Source organism: Dyella sp. PARNA 12/25 (assembly GCF_055702865.1).
On sequence record NZ_JBVQCI010000002.1, the window covers coordinates 312317 to 331721 of the forward strand.

The 19405-nt window shown below is 62.6% G+C and carries 15 protein-coding genes and 1 tRNA gene; 5 read left to right on the plus strand and 11 right to left on the minus strand.

Going from position 1 to position 19405, the window contains the following annotated elements; translation table 11 throughout:
• Nucleotides 1-71 precede the first annotated feature (71 nt).
• Nucleotides 72-1226, plus strand: a complete 1155-nt coding sequence (locus tag AC0GUR_RS06045; RefSeq protein WP_472876568.1) for an alpha/beta hydrolase — start codon at nt 72-74, stop codon at nt 1224-1226.
• A gap of 102 nt (nt 1227-1328) precedes the next feature.
• Here the strand turns inward: AC0GUR_RS06045 and AC0GUR_RS06050 are convergent.
• From AC0GUR_RS06050 to murJ, 6 genes are all read right to left on the minus strand, one after another.
• Nucleotides 1329-1404 (minus strand) — tRNA-Thr (locus tag AC0GUR_RS06050).
• Nucleotides 1405-1456: 52 nt separating this feature from the next.
• Nucleotides 1457-2416 (minus strand): 4-hydroxy-3-methylbut-2-enyl diphosphate reductase, encoded by a 960-nt coding sequence (ispH, locus tag AC0GUR_RS06055; RefSeq protein WP_472876569.1) that lies wholly within the window; start codon nt 2414-2416, stop codon nt 1457-1459.
• 342 nt (nt 2417-2758) lie between these two features.
• Nucleotides 2759-3250 carry a signal peptidase II gene (gene lspA, locus AC0GUR_RS06060; RefSeq protein ID WP_472876570.1) on the minus strand — a complete coding sequence of 164 codons (492 nt, stop codon included), beginning with the start codon at nt 3248-3250 and terminating at the stop codon, nt 2759-2761.
• Between the two features lie 232 nt (nt 3251-3482).
• Complete coding sequence (ileS, locus tag AC0GUR_RS06065; protein WP_472876571.1) at nt 3483-6350, minus strand: isoleucine--tRNA ligase; 2868 nt, start codon at nt 6348-6350, stop codon at nt 3483-3485.
• Nucleotides 6351-6463: 113 nt separating this feature from the next.
• Nucleotides 6464-7417 (minus strand): bifunctional riboflavin kinase/FAD synthetase, encoded by a 954-nt coding sequence (locus AC0GUR_RS06070; RefSeq protein ID WP_472876572.1) that lies wholly within the window; start codon nt 7415-7417, stop codon nt 6464-6466.
• Between the two features lie 58 nt (nt 7418-7475).
• Nucleotides 7476-9083 carry a murein biosynthesis integral membrane protein MurJ gene (murJ, locus tag AC0GUR_RS06075; protein WP_472876573.1) on the minus strand — a complete coding sequence of 536 codons (1608 nt, stop codon included), beginning with the start codon at nt 9081-9083 and terminating at the stop codon, nt 7476-7478.
• A 270-nt stretch (nt 9084-9353) separates the two neighbouring features.
• Here murJ and rpsT point away from each other — a divergent pair, with 270 nt between their 5' ends.
• Nucleotides 9354-9617 carry a 30S ribosomal protein S20 gene (gene rpsT, locus AC0GUR_RS06080; protein WP_017460878.1) on the plus strand — a complete coding sequence of 88 codons (264 nt, stop codon included), beginning with the start codon at nt 9354-9356 and terminating at the stop codon, nt 9615-9617.
• A 213-nt stretch (nt 9618-9830) separates the two neighbouring features.
• Here rpsT and AC0GUR_RS06085 read toward each other — a convergent pair whose 3' ends face one another.
• From AC0GUR_RS06085 to AC0GUR_RS06105, 5 genes are all read right to left on the minus strand, one after another.
• Entirely contained in the window at nt 9831-10679 is an 849-nt protein-coding gene (locus tag AC0GUR_RS06085; protein WP_472876574.1) for a hypothetical protein, read from the minus strand.
• Nucleotides 10680-11527: 848 nt separating this feature from the next.
• A complete protein-coding gene (cgtA, locus tag AC0GUR_RS06090) occupies nt 11528-12607 on the minus strand; it encodes an Obg family GTPase CgtA (protein WP_472876575.1) in 1080 nt (359 codons plus the stop codon).
• A gap of 171 nt (nt 12608-12778) precedes the next feature.
• Nucleotides 12779-13036, minus strand: a complete 258-nt coding sequence (rpmA, locus tag AC0GUR_RS06095) for a 50S ribosomal protein L27 (protein ID WP_472876576.1) — start codon at nt 13034-13036, stop codon at nt 12779-12781.
• A gap of 19 nt (nt 13037-13055) precedes the next feature.
• A complete protein-coding gene (gene rplU, locus AC0GUR_RS06100; RefSeq protein ID WP_472876577.1) occupies nt 13056-13370 on the minus strand; it encodes a 50S ribosomal protein L21 in 315 nt (104 codons plus the stop codon).
• Nucleotides 13371-13498: 128 nt separating this feature from the next.
• Nucleotides 13499-14269, minus strand: a complete 771-nt coding sequence (locus AC0GUR_RS06105; protein WP_472876578.1) for a DUF2059 domain-containing protein — start codon at nt 14267-14269, stop codon at nt 13499-13501.
• A 166-nt stretch (nt 14270-14435) separates the two neighbouring features.
• Here AC0GUR_RS06105 and uvrA point away from each other — a divergent pair, with 166 nt between their 5' ends.
• From uvrA to AC0GUR_RS06120, 3 genes are all read left to right on the plus strand, one after another.
• Nucleotides 14436-17333, plus strand: coding sequence for an excinuclease ABC subunit UvrA (uvrA, locus tag AC0GUR_RS06110; RefSeq protein ID WP_472876579.1), 2898 nt, complete (start codon nt 14436-14438; stop codon nt 17331-17333).
• A 65-nt stretch (nt 17334-17398) separates the two neighbouring features.
• Complete coding sequence (locus AC0GUR_RS06115) at nt 17399-17830, plus strand: acyl-CoA thioesterase (RefSeq protein WP_472876867.1); 432 nt, start codon at nt 17399-17401, stop codon at nt 17828-17830.
• Nucleotides 17831-17934: 104 nt separating this feature from the next.
• Nucleotides 17935-19392 (plus strand): DUF4139 domain-containing protein, encoded by a 1458-nt coding sequence (locus tag AC0GUR_RS06120; RefSeq protein WP_472876580.1) that lies wholly within the window; start codon nt 17935-17937, stop codon nt 19390-19392.
• The last annotated feature ends 13 nt before the right edge of the window (nt 19393-19405 follow it).

Here is a 19405-nt window from a genome sequence, read left to right on the forward strand (position 1 = left end):
ACGCCCCCGCGATGGTTGGCTCAACCTTTGCTGTGTGTATCCACGATGCACCCATCCAAGGAAACAAGCTCATGTGTCGTGGATTGTTGTCGCTCGTTGCGGTACTCAGCTTTTGCATCGCCGCACCCCATGTACGCGCCGACGAATCGCCCTCGCCCCACAATCGGGCGGAAGCCGTAAAGATCATTGCTGACATGCAACGCATCGTTGCGCCTAACGGCATCGACAGGCACGAGAAGGTGCGTATTGGTGGTATCGACCAATGGGTGAGCATTCGCGGCAATGATCGGCACAATCCCGTGCTGCTGATGGTGCACGGCGGCCCCGGATGGGTGGCCATGCCCACGAGCTGGTATTTCCAGCGTGGCTGGGAGGATTACTTCACCGTTGTGCAGTGGGATCAACGCGGCGCCGGCAGCACGTACGCCGCCAACGATCCCGCAGCTGTCGCTCCTACGATGACGCCGGAACGCATGGTCGCCGACACCGAAGAAATGGTGGCGTGGCTAAGAAAGGAATTCGGGCAGAAGAAGATCTTTCTGCTCGGCCACTCTTGGGGCTCGTATCTTGGCCTGCAGTTGGCGCAACGGCACCCCGACTGGCTCTATGCGTACATCGGCATCGGCCAGATGACCAACATGCCCGAGAGTGAGCGCCAGGGCTGGGCGTTTGCCATGGAAGAAGCGCGCAAGGCTGGTAACGCGCAAGCGATCAAGGAGCTCCAATCCATCGCACCGTACGCCGAGGGAAATACGCCTGTGCCAATTGCCCACTTGATGATCCAGCGAAAGTGGCTCAATCAGTACGGCGGCATGGTCTATCGTCGAACCGGTGGTGATGCCGAAGCCGCCGCCATGTCGCTTTCACCCGAATACACCGACAGCGACGTGAAGGCGATCGACGCCGCCAACCAGCTCTCGCTCAACAAGCTGCTCAGCACCGCGCTCACCGTGGACTTCAGTCAGGTGCAGCATCTCGACTGCCCGGTGTTCCTTTTTCTCGGGCGACACGACCACAACGTCTCATCCAGCCTGGGCGAAGTCTGGTTCAACCACCTGCACGCGCCGTTGAAACGACTGGTCTGGTTCGAGAATTCGGCACACGAAGTGATGGTGGAAGAGCCAGGCAAGACGCTGGTTTCGCTGGTGGAGTACGTGCGCCCACTGGCTGACGAAGGCGCCGACGAAGCCAAAGGCTCGGGTGCCGCGGGCGATGGTGCGCGGTAAGCCGGCCCAAAGAAAAAGGCCCCCAGCGTTTGCTGGAGGCCTTATCTGAGACTTGCCTCGACATCATCGCTAAATCATTGATGAGTCAAGACAATTTCAAGCTGGTGCCGGAAATAGGAATCGAACCTACGACCTACGCATTACGAATGCGCCGCTCTACCAACTGAGCTATTCCGGCGAGGAACCGCCAATTCTACGGAGACAGGGAAGGCCGCGCAAGCTGTGAACGATCAGAATGATGTCGAGGTGTTGCCTGCCATGCGCAATTCTTTGGGTAGCGCGAAGGTAATCGTCTCAGGCTCGCCGTCGAGTTCGCGCACACCGCCCGCTCCCCACGATTGCAGGCGTGCTATCACGTCGCGCACGAGCTTTTCAGGAGCCGAGGCGCCCGCGGTGAGACCAATCCGGGTGGCGCCATCCAGCCAGCTGCGCTCGATGTGCTCGGCGCCGTCGATCAGATAGGAGCGCACGCCCTCCTTCTCCGCCAGTTCGCGCAGGCGGTTGGAGTTGGAGCTGTTGACCGAGCCGACGACCAGCATCAGGTCCACCGCGCTGGCGAGGCGGCGCACGGCATCCTGCCGGTTCTGCGTGGCGTAACAGATGTCGTCTTTGCGCGGACCATCGATGTCGGGAAACTTGGCGCGCAATGCTTCGATGATGGCCTTGGTGTCGTCCACCGAGAGCGTGGTCTGGGTGACGTAAGACAGCTCGTGCGGGAACTTGGGTTCCAGCGTGTCCACGCATTCCACCGATTCGACCAGCAGGATCTCGCCTTTGTTGGCGGGGTTCCACTGACCCATGGTGCCTTCCACTTCAGGGTGGCCACCGTGGCCGATAAGCACAACGCTGCGGCCGACGCGCCCCAGTCGCGCCACTTCCATATGTACCTTGGTCACCAGCGGACAGGTGGCATCGAACACTTTGAGGCCGCGCTGGTCGGCTTCTTCGCGCACTGCCTTGGAGACGCCGTGGGCGCTGAAAATCACCGTGGCGCCATCGGGTACCTCGTGCAGCTCCTCGACGAACACCGCGCCATCGGCGCGCAGCTTGTCGACCACGTAGCGGTTGTGCACGACTTCGTGTCGCACGTAGATCGGCGCGCCGTACGACTCAAGCGCACGCTCGACAATGGCGATGGCGCGATCCACGCCGGCGCAGAAGCCACGGGGGTTGGCGAGCAGAATATCCACGGAAGCTCCGGACCTATCGGGGGCTGACAGGTCCGTATTATCGCACGGCCGGTTTAGCCGTACGTGACGGTGGTTAGAGCCTGCTCCATCCATCCGCATGGCCCGCACCGGGAGCTGTTTACCCGCCAGACAAGGAAGAACGCGGGCGTGTATGTCGATACACAACCGAGTGATGACGCAGGATGCCGGGCAAACAGACTCGGCCCGAAGGGTTGGTCGCCCGCGCCCGCCAGAAAGCGGCGCGCGGCTTGACCTGACCACCAGTCAGGCGCTTCGCCACGCTCCACTCCCTGGCGGGCGCGGGCGATCAACGCGGGCTATGCGGATGGATGGAGCAGGCTCTTAGGCCTTGGACTTGCCCGAAAACAGGCCAAACACCACCAGCATCACCGCACCCACGGTAATCCCGCAATCGGCGAGATTGAACACGGGGTAGCTCCACTCCTGGTAATAGACCTGGATGAAGTCAGTGACCTGCGCCGCGTGCAGGCGATCGATAAGGTTGCCCAGCGCGCCACCGATGATCAGGCCCAACGGCATGGCCGTTTTCCAGTCCCGGCGCGGCGTGCGCGCGAGCCAGTTCACCAGCACGCCACTGATCACGAGTGCCAGCACCACAAAGAACCAGCGTTGCCAGCCAGTGTTGTTGGCGAGGAAGCTGAAGGCTGCGCCCCGGTTGAAAGCCAGCGTCCAGTTGAGGAAGCCCGGAATCACCGGAAACGGCGTACCGGCCGGCTGCAATGCCGTGAGCGCCCACCACTTGCTCAGCTGGTCGAGCACGATGACGACGATGGAGAGCAGCAACCAGGAAAGGGCGTTGGGTTTGGGTTTCATGAGAAATCTGTGTGCCGTGTCTGACCCGCGCACCATCAGGATGCGAACAAATCGTTACCGCATTCCAACCTAATGCCGTCATCCCAGCGAACGCTGGGATCCAGTGACTTTCGCCTGCCGTACCGCCTTGAAGGCGCTGGATCCCTGCTTTCGCAGGGATGACGAATAGGAGGACTGCCCGAGAATTGAGTCTTTCCTCTTTGGTCTGCCAAAGAAGAGAGAACGAAGAGCCTCAGAACCAGCGACGATCCTCACCCGGACCATCCACATTGCTGATGCAGCGATCGCACAGCTCCGGATGGTTCGCATGCGTGCCGACGTCGTCGCGACGATGCCAGCAACGCACGCACTTGGCGGCATCGCTCACCGTGGCCGACACCCACACATCCGCACCCTCCAGTTCCGTCAGCACCGCATCTGCCGGCTGACCACCAGCCAGATCCAGACGCACGTCCGAAGTGATGAAGAAGAAGCGCAACTCCGACGCAGCCGACTGATAACGGGCAATGATGGAAGCATCGGCGTGCACCGCCAACTTGGCCTCAAGCGACGCACCGATCTGCTCGCCCTTGCGCATGCCTTCGAGCACGCGCGATGCAGTGTCGCGAATGGCCAGCAGATCGGACCAGTAACGACGCTGCTCCGGCGAGCTCTGCGCGGCGGCGAGACCGTCATACCAGGTTTCGAACAGCACGCTTTCGCTGCGCTTGCCCGGCAGGTGCTGCCAGATTTCTTCGGCGGTAAAGGTGAGCACCGGCGCCAGCCAGCGCACCAGCGCTTCGGCAATGCGGTACATCGCACTCTGTGCGCTGCGGCGACCATGGCTTTCGGTCGGCATCGTGTAGAGGCGGTCCTTGGTGATGTCGAGGTACAGCGCGCCGAGCTCGTTGGTGCAGAAGTTCTGCACACGCTGCACGATCTCGGGGAAGTCATAGCGATCGTACGCCGCCGCCACCGCTTGTTGCACGTCGTACGCTTGCTGCACGGCCCACTGGTCAAGCAACAGGCTCTGTTCCACCGGCACCAGGTGCTTGGTGGGGTCGAAGCCGTCGAGGTTGCCGAGCAGGAAGCGCGCAGTGTTACGGATACGACGATAGGTGTCCGACACGCGTTTGAGGATTTCGTCCGACAGCGACATCTCGTTGCGGTAGTCGGTCGAGCAGATCCACAGGCGCAGAATGTCCGCGCCAAGGGTCTTCATGATGTCCTGCGGCTCGATGCCGTTGCCCAGCGATTTGGACATCTTGCGGCCCTGCGCATCCACGGTGAAGCCGTGGGTGAGCACGTCCTGGTACGGCGCGTGGTCGAACATCGCCGACGAGGTCAGTAGCGAGGACTGGAACCAGCCACGATGCTGATCCGAGCCTTCCAGATACATCACCTTGTAGCTGCTTGCATTGCCCTGCTGCAGCTCTGGACGCTGGCCAACCACCGCGAAGTGGCTGACGCCGGAGTCGAACCACACGTCGAGCACGTCGAGGACTTTTTCATAGTCCTTGGCCTGATCACCCAGCAGCTCGGCAGCATCCAGCGCGTACCACGCGTCGATGCCGCCCTGCTCCATGCGCTTGGCCACCTGTTCCAGCAGCGCGACGCTGTCGGGATGCGGCTCTTGCGTGGCCTTGTGGATGAACAGCGCGATGGGCACACCCCAGGTACGCTGGCGCGAGATGCACCAGTCAGGACGGTCGCCCACCATGCCGGCGATGCGCTCCTCGCCCCAGCTCGGCACCCAGCGCACCTGCTTGATCGCGTCGAGCGCGGTCTTGCGCAGGCCTTCCTTCTCCATGCTGATGAACCACTGCGGCGTGGTGCGGAAGATTACCGGCGTCTTGTGGCGCCAGCAGTGCGGATAGCTGTGTTCGATCTTGGCGAAGGCCAGCAGCACGCCGCGACGACGCAGCAGCTCGACGATTTCGTCGTTGGCCTTCCACAGATGCTTGCCGGCGATGACCGTGCCGTCGAGCGCCACCGGCGTATCCGCACGATACGTGCCGCGCGCTTCGGTGTAGTTGAGCGTCTCGATGCCGTACTTGCGCGACACCACGAAGTCTTCCACGCCATGGTCGGGCGAGGTGTGCACAGCACCGGTACCGTCTTCGGCGGACACGTGGTCGCCGATCAGTACAGGCACTTCGCGCGAGTAGAACGGGTGCTTGAGCAGCACGCCTTCCAGCGCCTGGCCGGCGGTATGGCCAAGCACCTTGGCCTCACCGTCCAGGCCATAACGATGGGTCACTTTTTCGACCAGCGCGCTGGCAATCACCAACAGCACACGCTGACCGTCACGCGGTTTCGCTTCGATCAAGGCGTATTCGAGATCGCCGCCCAGCGACACCGCCTGGCTTTCCGGCAGCGTCCACGGCGTGGTGGTCCAGATCGGGATGGCGACGATGGCGTCACCAGCGTCGACACCGAACTTCTGCGCAAGCGCCTTGGCGTCTACGGCGTCATACGCCACGTCGACGGCCGGCGAGGTTTTGTCGGCGTATTCGATCTCGGCTTCCGCCAAGGCCGATCCGCAATCGAAGCACCAGTACACCGGCTTGGCGCCGCGCACCACGTGGCCCTTCTCTACGATCTTGGCGAGCGCACGCACCATGTCGGCTTCGTACTTGAAGTCCATCGTGCGGTACGGATGATCCCAGTCACCCAGCACACCCAGGCGCTTGAAGTCGGTGCGCTGCAGATCGATCTGCTGCTGCGCGTATTCGCGGCATTTCTGGCGGAAGGCGGCGGCGTCGAGCTTGTCGCCGGCCTTGCCGAACTTCTTCTCCACCGCAATTTCGATCGGCAGACCGTGACAGTCCCAACCCGGCACATAAGGCGCGCGGAAGCCGGCCAGTAGGCGCGACTTCACCACCACGTCCTTCAGCACCTTGTTCACCGCATGACCCAGGTGAATGGCGCCGTTAGCGTACGGCGGGCCATCGTGCAACACGAACACCTTGTCGCGGCCCTCGGCGCGCTGTTGGATCTGCGCGTAACGGCCCACCTGCTCCCAGTCGGCCAGCCACTTCGGCTCGCGCTTGGGCAGGTCGCCGCGCATCGGGAATTCCGTCTGCGGCAGGTTGATGGTGTTCTTGTAATCCTGGGTCATTGCCTGGGGATGCTCTGATCGGGGTTCTGGCGCGGCCCTGCCGACGCCCTGAATGTGCGTGAGGCGCCGCCATGGACAGCACGGAAGCGCCAACGTTACCGGATTTGCCGCCGCTACGCCTCGCTGAGACGCGGGTTCATGCCCAGCAGTTCTCGCGCCTGGCGTGCGTCTTTGGCCATCTGGACGGTCAAAGCGTCCAGATGGTCGAACTTCTGCTCATCGCGCAGCTTGGCCACGAACTCCACCGCCATGCGCTGGCCGTAGAGATCGCCTTCGAAGTCGAACAGATGGACTTCCAGCAGCGGCTCGGGGACCTCGTTGACGGTCGGGCGCACGCCGAGGCTGGCGACGCCGGGCCAGCTGCATTCGCTCTCGCCAAGCCCCACCCGCACGGCAAAGATGCCGTGCACCGGGCTGGCGCGGTCGCGCAAATGGATATTGGCGGTGGGATAGCCCAGCTCACGGCCCAGTTGCTTGCCGTACTCCACCTTGCCCTCGATCACGAAGGGGCGACCAAGCAGCGGCGCCGCACCGGCAAACTCGCCAGCCGCCAGCAACATGCGTACCCGGGTCGCGGAGACGCGCGCCCCTTCCAGCAGCACGGGGGGCATGGTGCGGGCCACGAAACCGTGAGAAGCGCCCATGCTCTCCAGCAGCGCGACGTCGCCACCCCGCTTGTGACCGAAGCGGAAATCGCCGCCGACCCAGACCTCACGGGCGGCCAGCCGATCCACCAGCACGCAGCGGACGAAATCTTCGGCGGACATGGCCGTCAGAGCGCGGTTGAAGCGCATCAGCAGCACCTGCTCCATGCCGGCCGCGTCGAAGCCGCGCAGTTTCTCACGCACGCTGGACAGCCGGGCCACCGGCTCAGGCGAAAAGAAAGCCCGGGGCAGCGGCTCGAAGCTCACCACCACCGGTGTGAGGCCAAGCTCGGACGCGCGCTCGCGCACCTCCGCAAGCAAGGCCTGGTGACCACGATGCAAGCCATCGAACGCGCCGACGGCCACCACACTGCCGCCGGGCGCCAGACAGGAGCCGGCGACATCCCTGGAAAGTCTCATCATTCAGCGAGTATAGCGGGTGAAGCGAGCTATCCCGCTGCATTGCTCACGCGGTCTGACCTCAGGCGCCGCGCAACTCGCGCAGGCGGAACCCGGTCGCAAAAAGCGTCGCCACGTAGGCACCGCCACCGGCCACCACCAGCGCGCCGAGATGCCACACGCGCGTCCATATGTTGGTATCGGTCCAGTCCGACCAGACCCACCGGCCCAGCAGCAGCACCACCACCATCACCGCGCAAGCCGCCGCCAGGCGCAGCAGGTGCCGCGTCCAGCCCGGCTGACTCTGATACACGCCAGCCTGCTGCAGCCAGCGCCACAGCAGCCCCAGGTTGATGTAGCTGGCCAACGCACTGGCCATGCCCAGCGCCATATGCAGGCCCGGCACCTGCGCGACCGCGTCCAGCCAGGGCAGCTGCTTCTGCGCCGGTGTCGCCCACAGAGAGAACAACACGGCGATGAAGACGACGTTGAGCACCATATTCGCCACCAGCGAAGCCACGCCGGCGCGCACCGGCGTCCGAGTGTCCTGACGCGCATAGAACGCCGGCAAGGCCACCTTGACCAGGGCGAAAGCCGGCAGGCCGAAGCTGAGCGCGGTAATCGACAGCGTGGCCATGTGCGTATCGAACGGCGTGAAGCGACCATGCTGGAACAGCGTCGCCACCAGCGGCCTGGCCAACAGCATCAGGGCGAACATCGCCGGGATGGCGATCAGCAAGGTGATTCGCAGTCCCCAGTCCAGCGCCTTGGAGAAGCCTTCGCGATCCGTAGTCACATGGTGGCGCGACAGCGACGGCAGGATCACCGTGCCCAACGCCACGCCGAACAAACCTAACGGCAGTTCCAGGAAACGGTCGGCCTGCGACAGCCAGCTTTGCGAGCCGGTGATCAGGTAGGCGGCAATCACCGTATCGAGCAGCAGATTGATCTGCGCCACCGAAGAGCCGAACAAGGTCGGCACCATTAGCTTGAGGATGCGGCGCACATCCGGGTGTTTCCAACCCCAGCGCGGCAAGGTCAGCAGGTCCAGCCCACGCAGCGAAGGCAGCTGAAAGAGCAGCTGCAGCACGCCCGCCAGCATGATCGCCCACCCCATCGCCATGATCGGAGGATGCAGATAACGCGACAGCCACAGAGCGCCGCCAATCATGCACAGGTTGAGGATCACCGGCGTCAGCGCCGGCAAAGCAAACTTGTGGAAGCTGTTCAGCGCGCCGCCGCAAAGCGCCGTCAATGACACGAACAGCAGGAACGGAAAGGTCAGGCGCAACAGCTGCGTGGTGAGCTCGAACTTCTCCGGCGTATCGGCGGCGCCCTGCGAAAACAGCGAAGCCACCTGCGGCGCGAAAATCACGCCCAGCGCGGTAATCAGCAACAACACGCCACCCAGCGTGCCCGAGACGCGCGACATCAGCTGCTTGAGATCCTCATGGCTACGCTTCTCCTTCACCTCCGTGAAGACCGGCACGAAGGCCGTGGAGAACGAGCCCTCCGCAAACAGGCGACGCATGAAGTTGGGGATGCGGAAAGCCACCCAGAACGCGTCCGTGGCCGCATTGGCGCCAAACACCGCATTAATCGACATGTCCCGGACCAGACCGAGTACGCGCGAAATCATGGTCATGCTGCTGAACGACAGCAGCCCACGGAACATGCTGGGAGACTTCATGCCTCTTGGTGTGCCTTTACTGGTGAGACGAAGCCGCGCCGGTGCCCCTCTGCCCCGGCACGAAAGGCGCGTAGTTTGACAGCCTGAGATGGCCGGATGACAGCCTGTCCATGGCATAATTCGGGCCGCCCATTCACTTTTCGCCGCTTGCTGGACGCCAAAACAAGGGGTGGAGCGCCTTGACAAACAGCTAAGCTGTTGACGCTGCGGCTCATTGCCCGCATAATTGCCGTCTTTTTCCAACCCAGCAATTCATTCCGGAGTTCTACCTTGGCCAACATCAAGTCCGCGAAGAAGCGCGCGCGCCAGTCCGAGCAGCGCCGCCTGCGCAACGTCAGCGCCCGTTCCATGGTGCGCACCGCCCTCAAGAAGGTCGTCAAGGCCATTGAGGCCAAGGACAAGGCTGCAGCTGTCGAGGCGTTTGCCGCCGCACAGCCGGTCATGGATCGCTACGCCGCTCGCGGCCTGATCCACAAGAACAAGGCTGCTCGTCATAAGAGCCGCCTCAACGCGAAGATCCGCGAGCTGGCGTAAGCCAGCTCTGCGTACTGAATCTCGGGTTGGCGGAAAAGCCGGCGCAAGCCGGCTTTTTTGTGTCTGATATGAGAGCAGGCCGGCGCAAGCCGGCTTTTCTGCGTCTGATATGAGAGCGGGCCGGCGAAAGCCGGCTTTTTCACATAGCGCGGCAAATCCACGGGGCTTTGCTGCCCTTCCGATGCGAAGCGCAAGGGCAGCAAGACACAACCCTCAATAGAGCTTCGACCGTGCCGCCGCAATCTTCTCCAGGTGCCGCCGGCGCGCGCTGCTCCGCTTCATCAATGGCGAGCTCCCCGCCGTCAGGGAAATGTGCCGCGGCGTGCACAACCCCTCCCTCTTTCCCTGCTGCTTATGTACCCACTCCCGCAGGCTCGCGCCCTGCGCCGGCCCCATGTTGCTGATCGTAGGAGCCTTGGTCGGATCCAGGTATTGCAGCTGCTGCCATTCATCCTGCTGCTGGTCTATCCAGGAGATGTAACCACCCGGGAGCACTTGGCGCGGCGCCGTGAGAGCTCCCGTAAAGCTGTAGCGCGTCCCGGCGACCGTGACCGGGTCATAGAAGTGCGGAGTGATGAAATCCGATACGGCCACGCCCTGGATGGAGTACGCGTACTGATCGGCCTCGCACGGATCGCAGGCCTCCACCAGATATGCAAACTCGCTGGGGCCATCCTGGATCTTTCCACCGACGATTTCGAGGGAACGCGAAGTCTGCAGCCGATTGCCGTAGGGGTCGACTAGCATCTCCAAAATTTCATGACTGGCCGCAATCGTCCATCCATCACCCTCAGGACTGACCACGACTTCGGCGTATGGCTGATTGTGCTTGTCGAGGTGGAAGCCACCTTCGTCAGGCGGAAGCTTTCCCACCAGCAGCACGGGCCAGATGCCGCTGGGTATTTTCTTGGCGCTGGGCAGGTATGACACCGTGGCCTTCACATTCCAGAAAGCCGACAAATCCCGATTGACCTGAATATTGAGGGCTGCAGCGACTTGCTGCAGAAGGTTCGCGTCGAGCTTTCCCGTCTTATCGGCGAGACCAATCTGGATAATGCTCATCGGACATCTCCTCACGAGGCAACAAAACCAAGTGGACTGCGCAGGAGATGAGTCGAGATGTCATGCCACGTCATGTCCGGCCGACCGGCCATCCCTGCGTGGCGGCGATTTAAGCCCCGCAACGGTGCGCAAAATACTGGTCAGAGGCGATAGCGGAGTACGACCTTTGCAGTAATTCGAACGATACGTGTGCGGTGATGCCTCGCAGCATTAGTGCAATGAGTGGACTTGGCTCGGTTGGCTCCTGGCGTGTATACGCACGTCACACGGCGTGCACACAGCACTCTCTTCTGTCCGAATCTTGTCGTTGCATGAGCATCGTGGCGCCCAATGCTTTAAGTCCTCTTCGCCATGGTGCGTTACGGCGTAGCCGCGATGCATGTCGTGCGATCGTGACGACCAGGGCATCGCGGAAGCCAAGGCTTTTATTCAACACGACGCTACGGCAACCTCGCTTTTGAGGCCGTTTTCTTTGGGTTACTTTTGACGCGAAGCTAATCCCCGTGGGACTTTTGGGCCAGCAAAAGAAAAGTGACTCGAGCGCCGGCAGGCGACATTGCCACCTTCACGGTGGTCGAAGCGCCCGCCGCGTCCCACGGGACTAGCTTCGCGTCGTAGGCGGCACGCTGGCGGGAACGCTAAAGCCGAGCGCAAAGTCACTAGATGACCAGCTTCGCTGTTGTAAAGCGCTTCCGGCCTGCGCCGGGATGACGGTGAGGGAGACATACGTTCTCGCGAGTACCCACCTCTCACCCCAGCCCTCTCCCCGCAGGGAAGAGAGAGAGAGAGAGTAAAAAAGCGGCCATTGGCCGCTTTCTTCATAACCCGAGGAACCGAAGCGCGCGGACTTACTCCGCCACCCCATCCCCACGCAACCGCACGTCCCCCGGAAGCATATCCGTGCGCTCCTCATGCGCCATGTGCTGCGCCGCCATGAAGCGCCACACCTGCTGACACACCTGCATGGTGTTCTCACGCGCAATCGCCGACACCAGGAACCACGGCTGCTTCCAGTCCAGACGCTTGACGATGTCCTCGGCAATCGCCTGACGCTCGTCCTCGGGCAGCACGTCCTCCTTGTTCAACACCAGCCAACGCGGACGCTCGAGCAACTCAGGATCGAACTTGGCCAGCTCATGCTCAATGGCGTGCACCTGCTCCACAGGATCAGTACCGTCGATGGGAGCGATATCCACCACGTGCAACAGCAAACGTGTGCGCGACACGTGACGCAGGAACTGGATGCCAAGGCCGGCACCGTCCGCCGCACCCTCGATCAAGCCCGGAATATCGGCAATCACAAAGCTCTGATCAGTGCCCAGGCTGACCACACCTAGATTGGGATGCAGCGTGGTGAACGGATAATCGGCCACGCGCGGCGTCGCGGCGGACACGGCACGAATGAAGGTGGATTTGCCCGCATTCGGGAAACCCAACAGACCCACGTCCGCCAGCAGCTTCAGCTCCAGCTTCAGCTCGCGCACGTCGCCCGGCGTGCCCGGCGTCGACTTGCGCGGCGCGCGGTTCACCGAGCTCTTGAAGTGAATGTTGCCCAGACCACCCTTGCCGCCCTGCGCCACCAGCAGGCGCTGGCCGTGCTGGGTGAGGTCGCCGATGGTTTCGTCGGTGTCGACGTTGCCAACCACGGTACCCACCGGCACGCGAATGAAGGTGTCTTCACCGCCCTTGCCGTACATCTGGCTGCCCATGCCGTTCTGGCCGCGCTCGGCCTTGAACATGCGCTGGTGACGGAAGTCGATCAGCGTGTTGAGGCCTTCGTCGGCCACCAGCCACACGGAACCACCGCTGCCGCCATCACCGCCATCGGGGCCGCCAAAGGGAATGAATTTTTCGCGACGGAAGCTGATGCATCCGTTGCCGCCGTCACCGGCTTGGACCTTGATGATGGCTTCGTCGACGAATTTCATGGGAGAGGGAATCGGTATAGGGGAAGGGAGAATAGTAAAAGCAGGAGTGCGGGAAACATGAAGGGAGCGGCGCGCTTGGCCTGTTCCCGATGCTCTATTTCCCAATGCCTGCCTTCTCAAAAAAACAAAAGCCCCGCCGAGGCGGGGCCTTCGCTGCAACATCGAAGGCGATTAAGCCTTGACGACGCTGACGAACTTGCGACCTTCGGCGCCGCGAGTCTTGAACTCGACGGTGCCGTCGACCAGGGCGAACAGCGTGTGGTCACGACCCAGGCCCACGCCGGTACCGGCATGGAACTTGGTGCCGCGCTGACGCACGATGATGTTGCCGGCCTCGATGGCCTGGCCGCCGTAGATCTTGACGCCGAGGTACTTGGGGTTCGAATCGCGACCGTTGCGGGACGAACCTACGCCTTTTTTATGTGCCATGACTATTTGCTCCGGCTAATCAGGCGTTGATGCCCGTGATCTCGACTTCGGTGAAATGCTGACGATGTCCCTGCTGCTTCTTGTGGTGCTTGCGGCGGCGGAACTTGATGATGCGGATCTTGTCGGCACGGCCGTGCTTGCGCACGGTGGCGCTGACAGTGGCACCGGCCACGGTAGGCGCACCGACGGTGATCGACTCACCGGCGCCGACCAGCAGAACCTGGTCGAAGGTGAAGGCAGCGCCTTCTTCGGCATTCAGCAGCTCCACGCGCAGGACGTCGCCCTGCTGAACGCGGTACTGCTTGCCACCGGTCTTGATGACTGCGTAACTCATGGGAATATCCCTTCTGTCGTTATTCTCTTGGGCTCGCCAGGCCAAAAACGACGCTGGCGAACTCGGGAGTATAGCGAGGCATCGGCACTCTGGTCAATTACTGACCACTTTTGCCCGATGCCGCCGGTTCACTGACCGGCCTGCGGGCTGGCCTGGGTGGTCGTCTTGGCTGGCGCCGCCGTGGCATCGCTCTTGGCTGGTGCCTTCGCGTCGGTCTTGGCAGGTGCCTTGCTCGCCGTCGCGGGCTTCTTGGTGGCGGGCTTGGCGGGCGTCTTCTTGGCCGGCGTATGGGCCTTCGACTTGGATGGCGCCTTGGCAGCCGCCTTGGCCGGTGCCTGGTCCTCTTCGCTATCGCCGCCCTCATGGTCTGCGGTCGCTGTGAGCGCTGCCGCCCCCGCCACGCCGACCCCAGTGGTCGCGGCCACCTTGGCCGGGCAACGACCGCTGCCGTCCAGCGTCCCCATATGCTTGAGCTCGGCGATCATCTGGTCGCTGCGCTCATGGCTCCACTGCTGACCGGCCTGATTGGCTTCGGTCATGGTTTCGGGCATCTCGGTGATGACCTTCTGACCCAGCGGAGAGCGGTAGAACTTCAGCAGCCCTTCCATCTCATCGGCGGTGAAATGGCGTTGGTAGACGGGCACCAACCGCCCGATAAACAGCTGGGTCTGGTTGGCGTCCATGTAGTTCTGCCAGAAATCAGCCTGCACACAGGGCATCGACTGCTGCAGGTTGGTCACGGCCTGGGTGTTCATCTGGGCGAGCATCTTGCCCACGCCCACGACTTCCATCAGTTGGCGCACCTGCTCTTCGCTGGCCGGTCCAGCCGACCTTGCAAAGGCCTGCCCACCGGTTATTGCAAGCGCCAGGGCGACGCCCCATGTAGTCCACTTACGCATCCGCACTCTCTGTCTCGGTTCGGGCCGGCGACCGGCCAAAGATCGCATTAAGCCATACTCGGCCGGATCTTCTCTTAAGAGTTTGTTGGCGCGCTCTTAACAGTAATAACCGTACTGACAAGTTTGATATAGTGCAGTTTTTCCCTCCCCCACCATCCCGGGCGACATGGACACCATCCGCATACGCGGCGCGCGCACGCATAACCTGAAGAACATCGACCTCGACCTGCCTCGCGATCGTCTGATCGTGATTACCGGCCTGTCGGGTTCCGGTAAATCATCGCTGGCCTTCGACACCATCTACGCTGAAGGCCAGCGTCGCTATGTCGAATCGCTGTCGGCATACGCACGGCAATTCCTGTCGATGATGGAGAAGCCGGACGTCGACCATATCGAAGGTCTTTCCCCGGCCATTTCCATCGAGCAGAAGTCGACTTCGCATAACCCGCGCTCGACCGTGGGCACGATCACCGAGGTCTACGACTACCTGCGTCTGCTGTATGCGCGCGTGGGTACGCCACGCTGCCCGGATCACGGCATCCCGCTGGAAGCACAGACGGTGAGTCAGATGGTGGACACCACGCTGGCACTCGATGCCGAGAAGCGCTTCATGCTGCTCGCGCCGGTGATCCGCGAGCGCAAGGGTGAGCACGTGCAGGTGTTTGACCAGCTGCGCGCGCAGGGTTTTGTGCGCGCGCGCGTCGACGGCACGGTGTACGACCTCGATGCGGTACCGCCGCTGACGCTGCGCCAGAAGCACACCATCGAAGCGGTGATCGACCGCTTCCGTCCACGCGACGACATCAAGCAGCGCCTGGCCGAATCGTTCGAGACCGCACTGCGTCTTGGCGACGGTCTCGCCATCGTGGTCGACATGGACGACGCTAAGGCGCCGGAACAGCTGATGTCCTCGCGCTATTCCTGCCCGGTGTGCGACTACTCGCTGCCTGAGCTGGAGCCGCGCCTGTTCTCATTCAACTCGCCGGTGGGCGCCTGCCCGACCTGCGATGGTCTGGGCATCACCCAGGTATTCGATGCGGCGCGCGTAGTGGCGCATCCCGAACTGTCGCTGGCCGGCGGCGCGATTCGCGGCTGGGATCGTCGCAACGCGCACTACTTCCAGCTCCTGCTGTCACTGGCCGCGCATTACAAGTTCGATGTCGATACGCCGTGGCGCAAGCTGCCGGCGGACGTGCAGAAGGCTGTTCTGAATGGCAGCGGCAAGGACATGATCGCGTTCAAGTACATCACCGAACGCGGTGGCCGCGTCACGCGTGAGCATCCGTTCGAAGGCATTCTTCCGAACATGGAGCGGCGCTACAAGGAAACCGAATCGCCTGCCGTGCGCGAAGAGTTGTCCAAGTACATCAGCGACCAGGCGTGCCGCGAATGCGAAGGCCAGCGACTGAATCGCTCGGCACGCAACGTGTTCGTGGCGGATCACGCCCTGCCCTCGCTCACCTCGCGCTCGATCGATGACGCGCTCGCTTTCTTCGAAGCGCTGACGCTCACCGGCTGGCGCGGCGAGATTGCGGTGAAGATCGTCAAGGAGATTCGCGAGCGCCTGTCGTTCCTCAATGACGTCGGCCTCAATTACCTCACGCTGGACCGCCAGGCGGACTCGCTATCGGGCGGCGAAGCGCAGCGCATCCGTCTTGCATCGCAGATCGGCGCTGGCCTGGTCGGTGTAATGTACGTGCTCGACGAGCCCTCCATCGGCCTACACCAGCGCGACAACGAGCGCTTGCTGGGAACCCTCACACGACTGCGCGATCTCGGCAACACGGTGATCGTGGTCGAGCATGACGAAGATGCCATCCGCATGGCTGATCACGTGCTCGACATCGGCCCCGGAGCCGGCGTGCACGGTGGCGAGATTGTGGCGCAAGGTTCGCTAAAGGACGTGCTCGCTTCGCCTCGTTCCGTCACCGGCCAGTTCCTGTCCGGCAAGCGAGGCATCAAGGTACCGGAAGAACGTCGTCAGCAGCTGGACGCCGATTCGTGGCTGCACCTCAAGGGCGCCAACGGCAACAACCTGAAGAACGTCGACCTGGCGATTCCCGCCGGCCTGTTTACCTGCGTCACCGGTGTCTCTGGCTCGGGTAAATCCACGCTGATCAACGACACGCTGTTCCGTCTGGCTGCTGCCGAATTGAACGGCTCCAGCGAGCAGCCCGCGCCGCACAAGTCGGTTGAAGGGTTGGAGCTGTTCGACAAGGTGGTGGACATCGACCAGTCACCGATCGGTCGCACGCCGCGCTCCAACCCGGCCACCTATACCGGTCTGTTCACGCCGCTGCGCGAACTGTTCGCGCAGGTGCCGGAAGCTCGTGCGCGCGGCTATACGCCGGGTCGCTTCAGCTTCAATGTGCGCGGCGGCCGCTGCGAAGCGTGCGAAGGCGACGGCATGATCAAGGTGGAGATGCACTTCCTGCCGGATGTGTACGTGCCTTGCGACGTCTGTCATGGCAAACGCTACAACCGCGAAACGCTGGAAGTGCACTACAAGGGCCACACCATCGCCGACGTGCTCGATATGACGGTGGAAGATGCGCTGAAGCTGTTCGAGAACGTGCCGACCATTGCGCGCAAACTCGAAACCTTGCGCGCGGTGGGTCTGGACTACATCAAGCTCGGTCAGAGCGCGACCACGCTGTCCGGCGGCGAAGCGCAACGCGTGAAGCTGTCCAAGGAGCTTTCCAAGCGCGACACCGGCCGCACCCTCTATATCCTCGATGAGCCGACGACCGGTCTGCACTTCCACGACATCGAGCAGTTGCTCGACGTGCTGCACCAGTTGGTGGAACAGGGCAACACGGTGGTGGTGATCGAGCATAATCTCGATGTGATCAAGACCGCCGACTGGCTGGTCGATCTCGGCCCAGAAGGCGGCGCCGGTGGTGGTCGCATCCTCGTAACCGGCACACCGGAAACGGTGGCTGCCACGCCGGGTTCGCATACCGGACGCTTCCTTGCCCCGCACCTCGACATGAAGCCCGCCAAAGCGGCCAAGGCAGAGAGCAACGGCAAGAGCAAACCAGCATTACGGAAGAAGTCTGCATGAGTTCCACCCAACCCGTGCCTGAAAAGCGCTCGCGCAAGACCGCTGCCAAGGAAACTGCGCCGGCCATGACGGATGTACAGGCACCCGAGGCGGCGAACAGCCCGCTGTTCGTCGCCCCCATTGGCGTGCGTTGGCGCGACCTGGACGCGTTCAACCACGTCAACAACGCCAATTACCTCACCTACCTCGAAGAGGCACGTCTGCAGTGGCTGCAGCACGTACCGGGCTGGTTCGACGAACACTCCATGCCCGTGCTCGCCGCCAACGAACTCAATTACCGCCGCCCCATCGAATGGCCGGCGCAATTGAACGTCGAATTGTTCTGCGAACGACTGGGCAACAGCTCGATGACGCTCGCGCATCGCATCGTCGACGCGCGCAATGACAGCGTGCTCTATTGCGACGGCAAGGTAGTCATGGTGTGGATGGACCCCACCACCGGCACGCCGGTGCCGTTGCCGCAATCCATCCGCGACGTTGCCAACACGGACGCTTGAACGGCAGAAACTCCTTTCGGGGCTAAACAGCTCGACACGACGGATGCCCCAGCTTCATACGGCATCCGTACTATCGACGCCAACCACCCGAAAGGAGTTCGACCGTGACTTTGCTTCCCTTCCGCGCGCTCGCTTTTGCCATGGCCGCTGGCACCAGTGCGGCGGCCGCGGCCACGCCGACTACGCTCACCATCTATCGCAGCGACGATGCCACCCTGTTCAGTTCGGGCGACAGCGGCAGCGTGCACGCTGGCTATGCCGTGGCACGCGAACCGCGCATGCTAGAACTGAAGGCTGGCACGCAGGACATCAGCCTTGGTGGCCTGCCGCAGTATCTCGACCCGGAAGCACTATCGCTGAGCATCGAGGGCGACGCTGCCAAGGTCATCTCGCAACGCCTTCGCCTGGGCCAGGGCCAAAACGCCGCTCTGGGTAGCCTGATCGGTCAACCGGTGGAAGTGCTCGCCACCAGCGGTCAGCCGTTGGCCAGCGGCACCTTGCTCCGTGCTGACGACGGACTGCTGGTGCAGGACGCCTCGGGGCGCACCAGCCTGATCCGCGAATACGCAGCAGTGCGCGCGCAAGGCAGTTTTCAAACCGGTGCCAGCCTGCAGCTGCGGGTTGATGCCCAACGTGCCGGCAACGCCCAGGCCACCTTGAGCTACACCACGTCGGGGCTCGGTTGGCGTGCCGCTTATGTCGGCACCTTGCTTCCAGGCAACAGCTGCAAGATGAAGTTTGAATCGCGCGCCAGCATCGCCAACCGCAGCGGTCGCGACTGGAATGGCGTGGCATTGACGCTGGTCGCTGGTGAGCCGCAGTTTGCCAAGCCGATGGGTGGCCCGCCACGCCCCATGCCGATGGCTTACGCCGTACGCGCCAAGGCCGATGGCGCCGAACTTCCCGAGCAGTCCACGCTTGCCGACTACCGCACCTATACCATCCCCGGCATGGTCGATCTGCCCGATGGCAGCGTGAGCCAGGTGCCGCTGTACAGCACGCGCACGATCGATTGCGAGCGCACCGCACTGTTTGAAAATGGCAATGCCTGGATGCCCGCGCAGCCGATGATCAATCGCGCTTTCGTGGCGGGTGGCAATACCAATATCGTCAGCACGCTGAAGCTGCGCGCATTCGATAGCTTGCCGGCGGGTTACCTTCGCGTGTTGACGGCAGACCGCAACGGCACACCGCAATTCATCGGCGAAGGTCGGATCAATGACACACCCAAGGACAACGATGCACTGATCACGCTGGGTACCGCTTTCGACCTGCGTGGCGAGCATGAACGCACCGACTTCAAGCTCGACAACGCCGGTCGCAAGCTGGACGAAGCGTTCCGCATCACTTTGACCAACGCCGGCGACAATGCGCGCGTGGTCACGGTGCGCGAACACCCGTCGCGCTGGCGTCAGTGGACCTTGCTGTCGTCCAGCAGCAAGCCGAGCAAGCAGACGCCCGACACCCTGGAATTCCAGGTGACGGTGCCGGCCGGTGGCAAGGCGACGCTGGAATACTCGGTGCGCTACCAGTGGACGGCTGAGGAACACCCGCAGGGGTGAGAAGTGCGTGAAG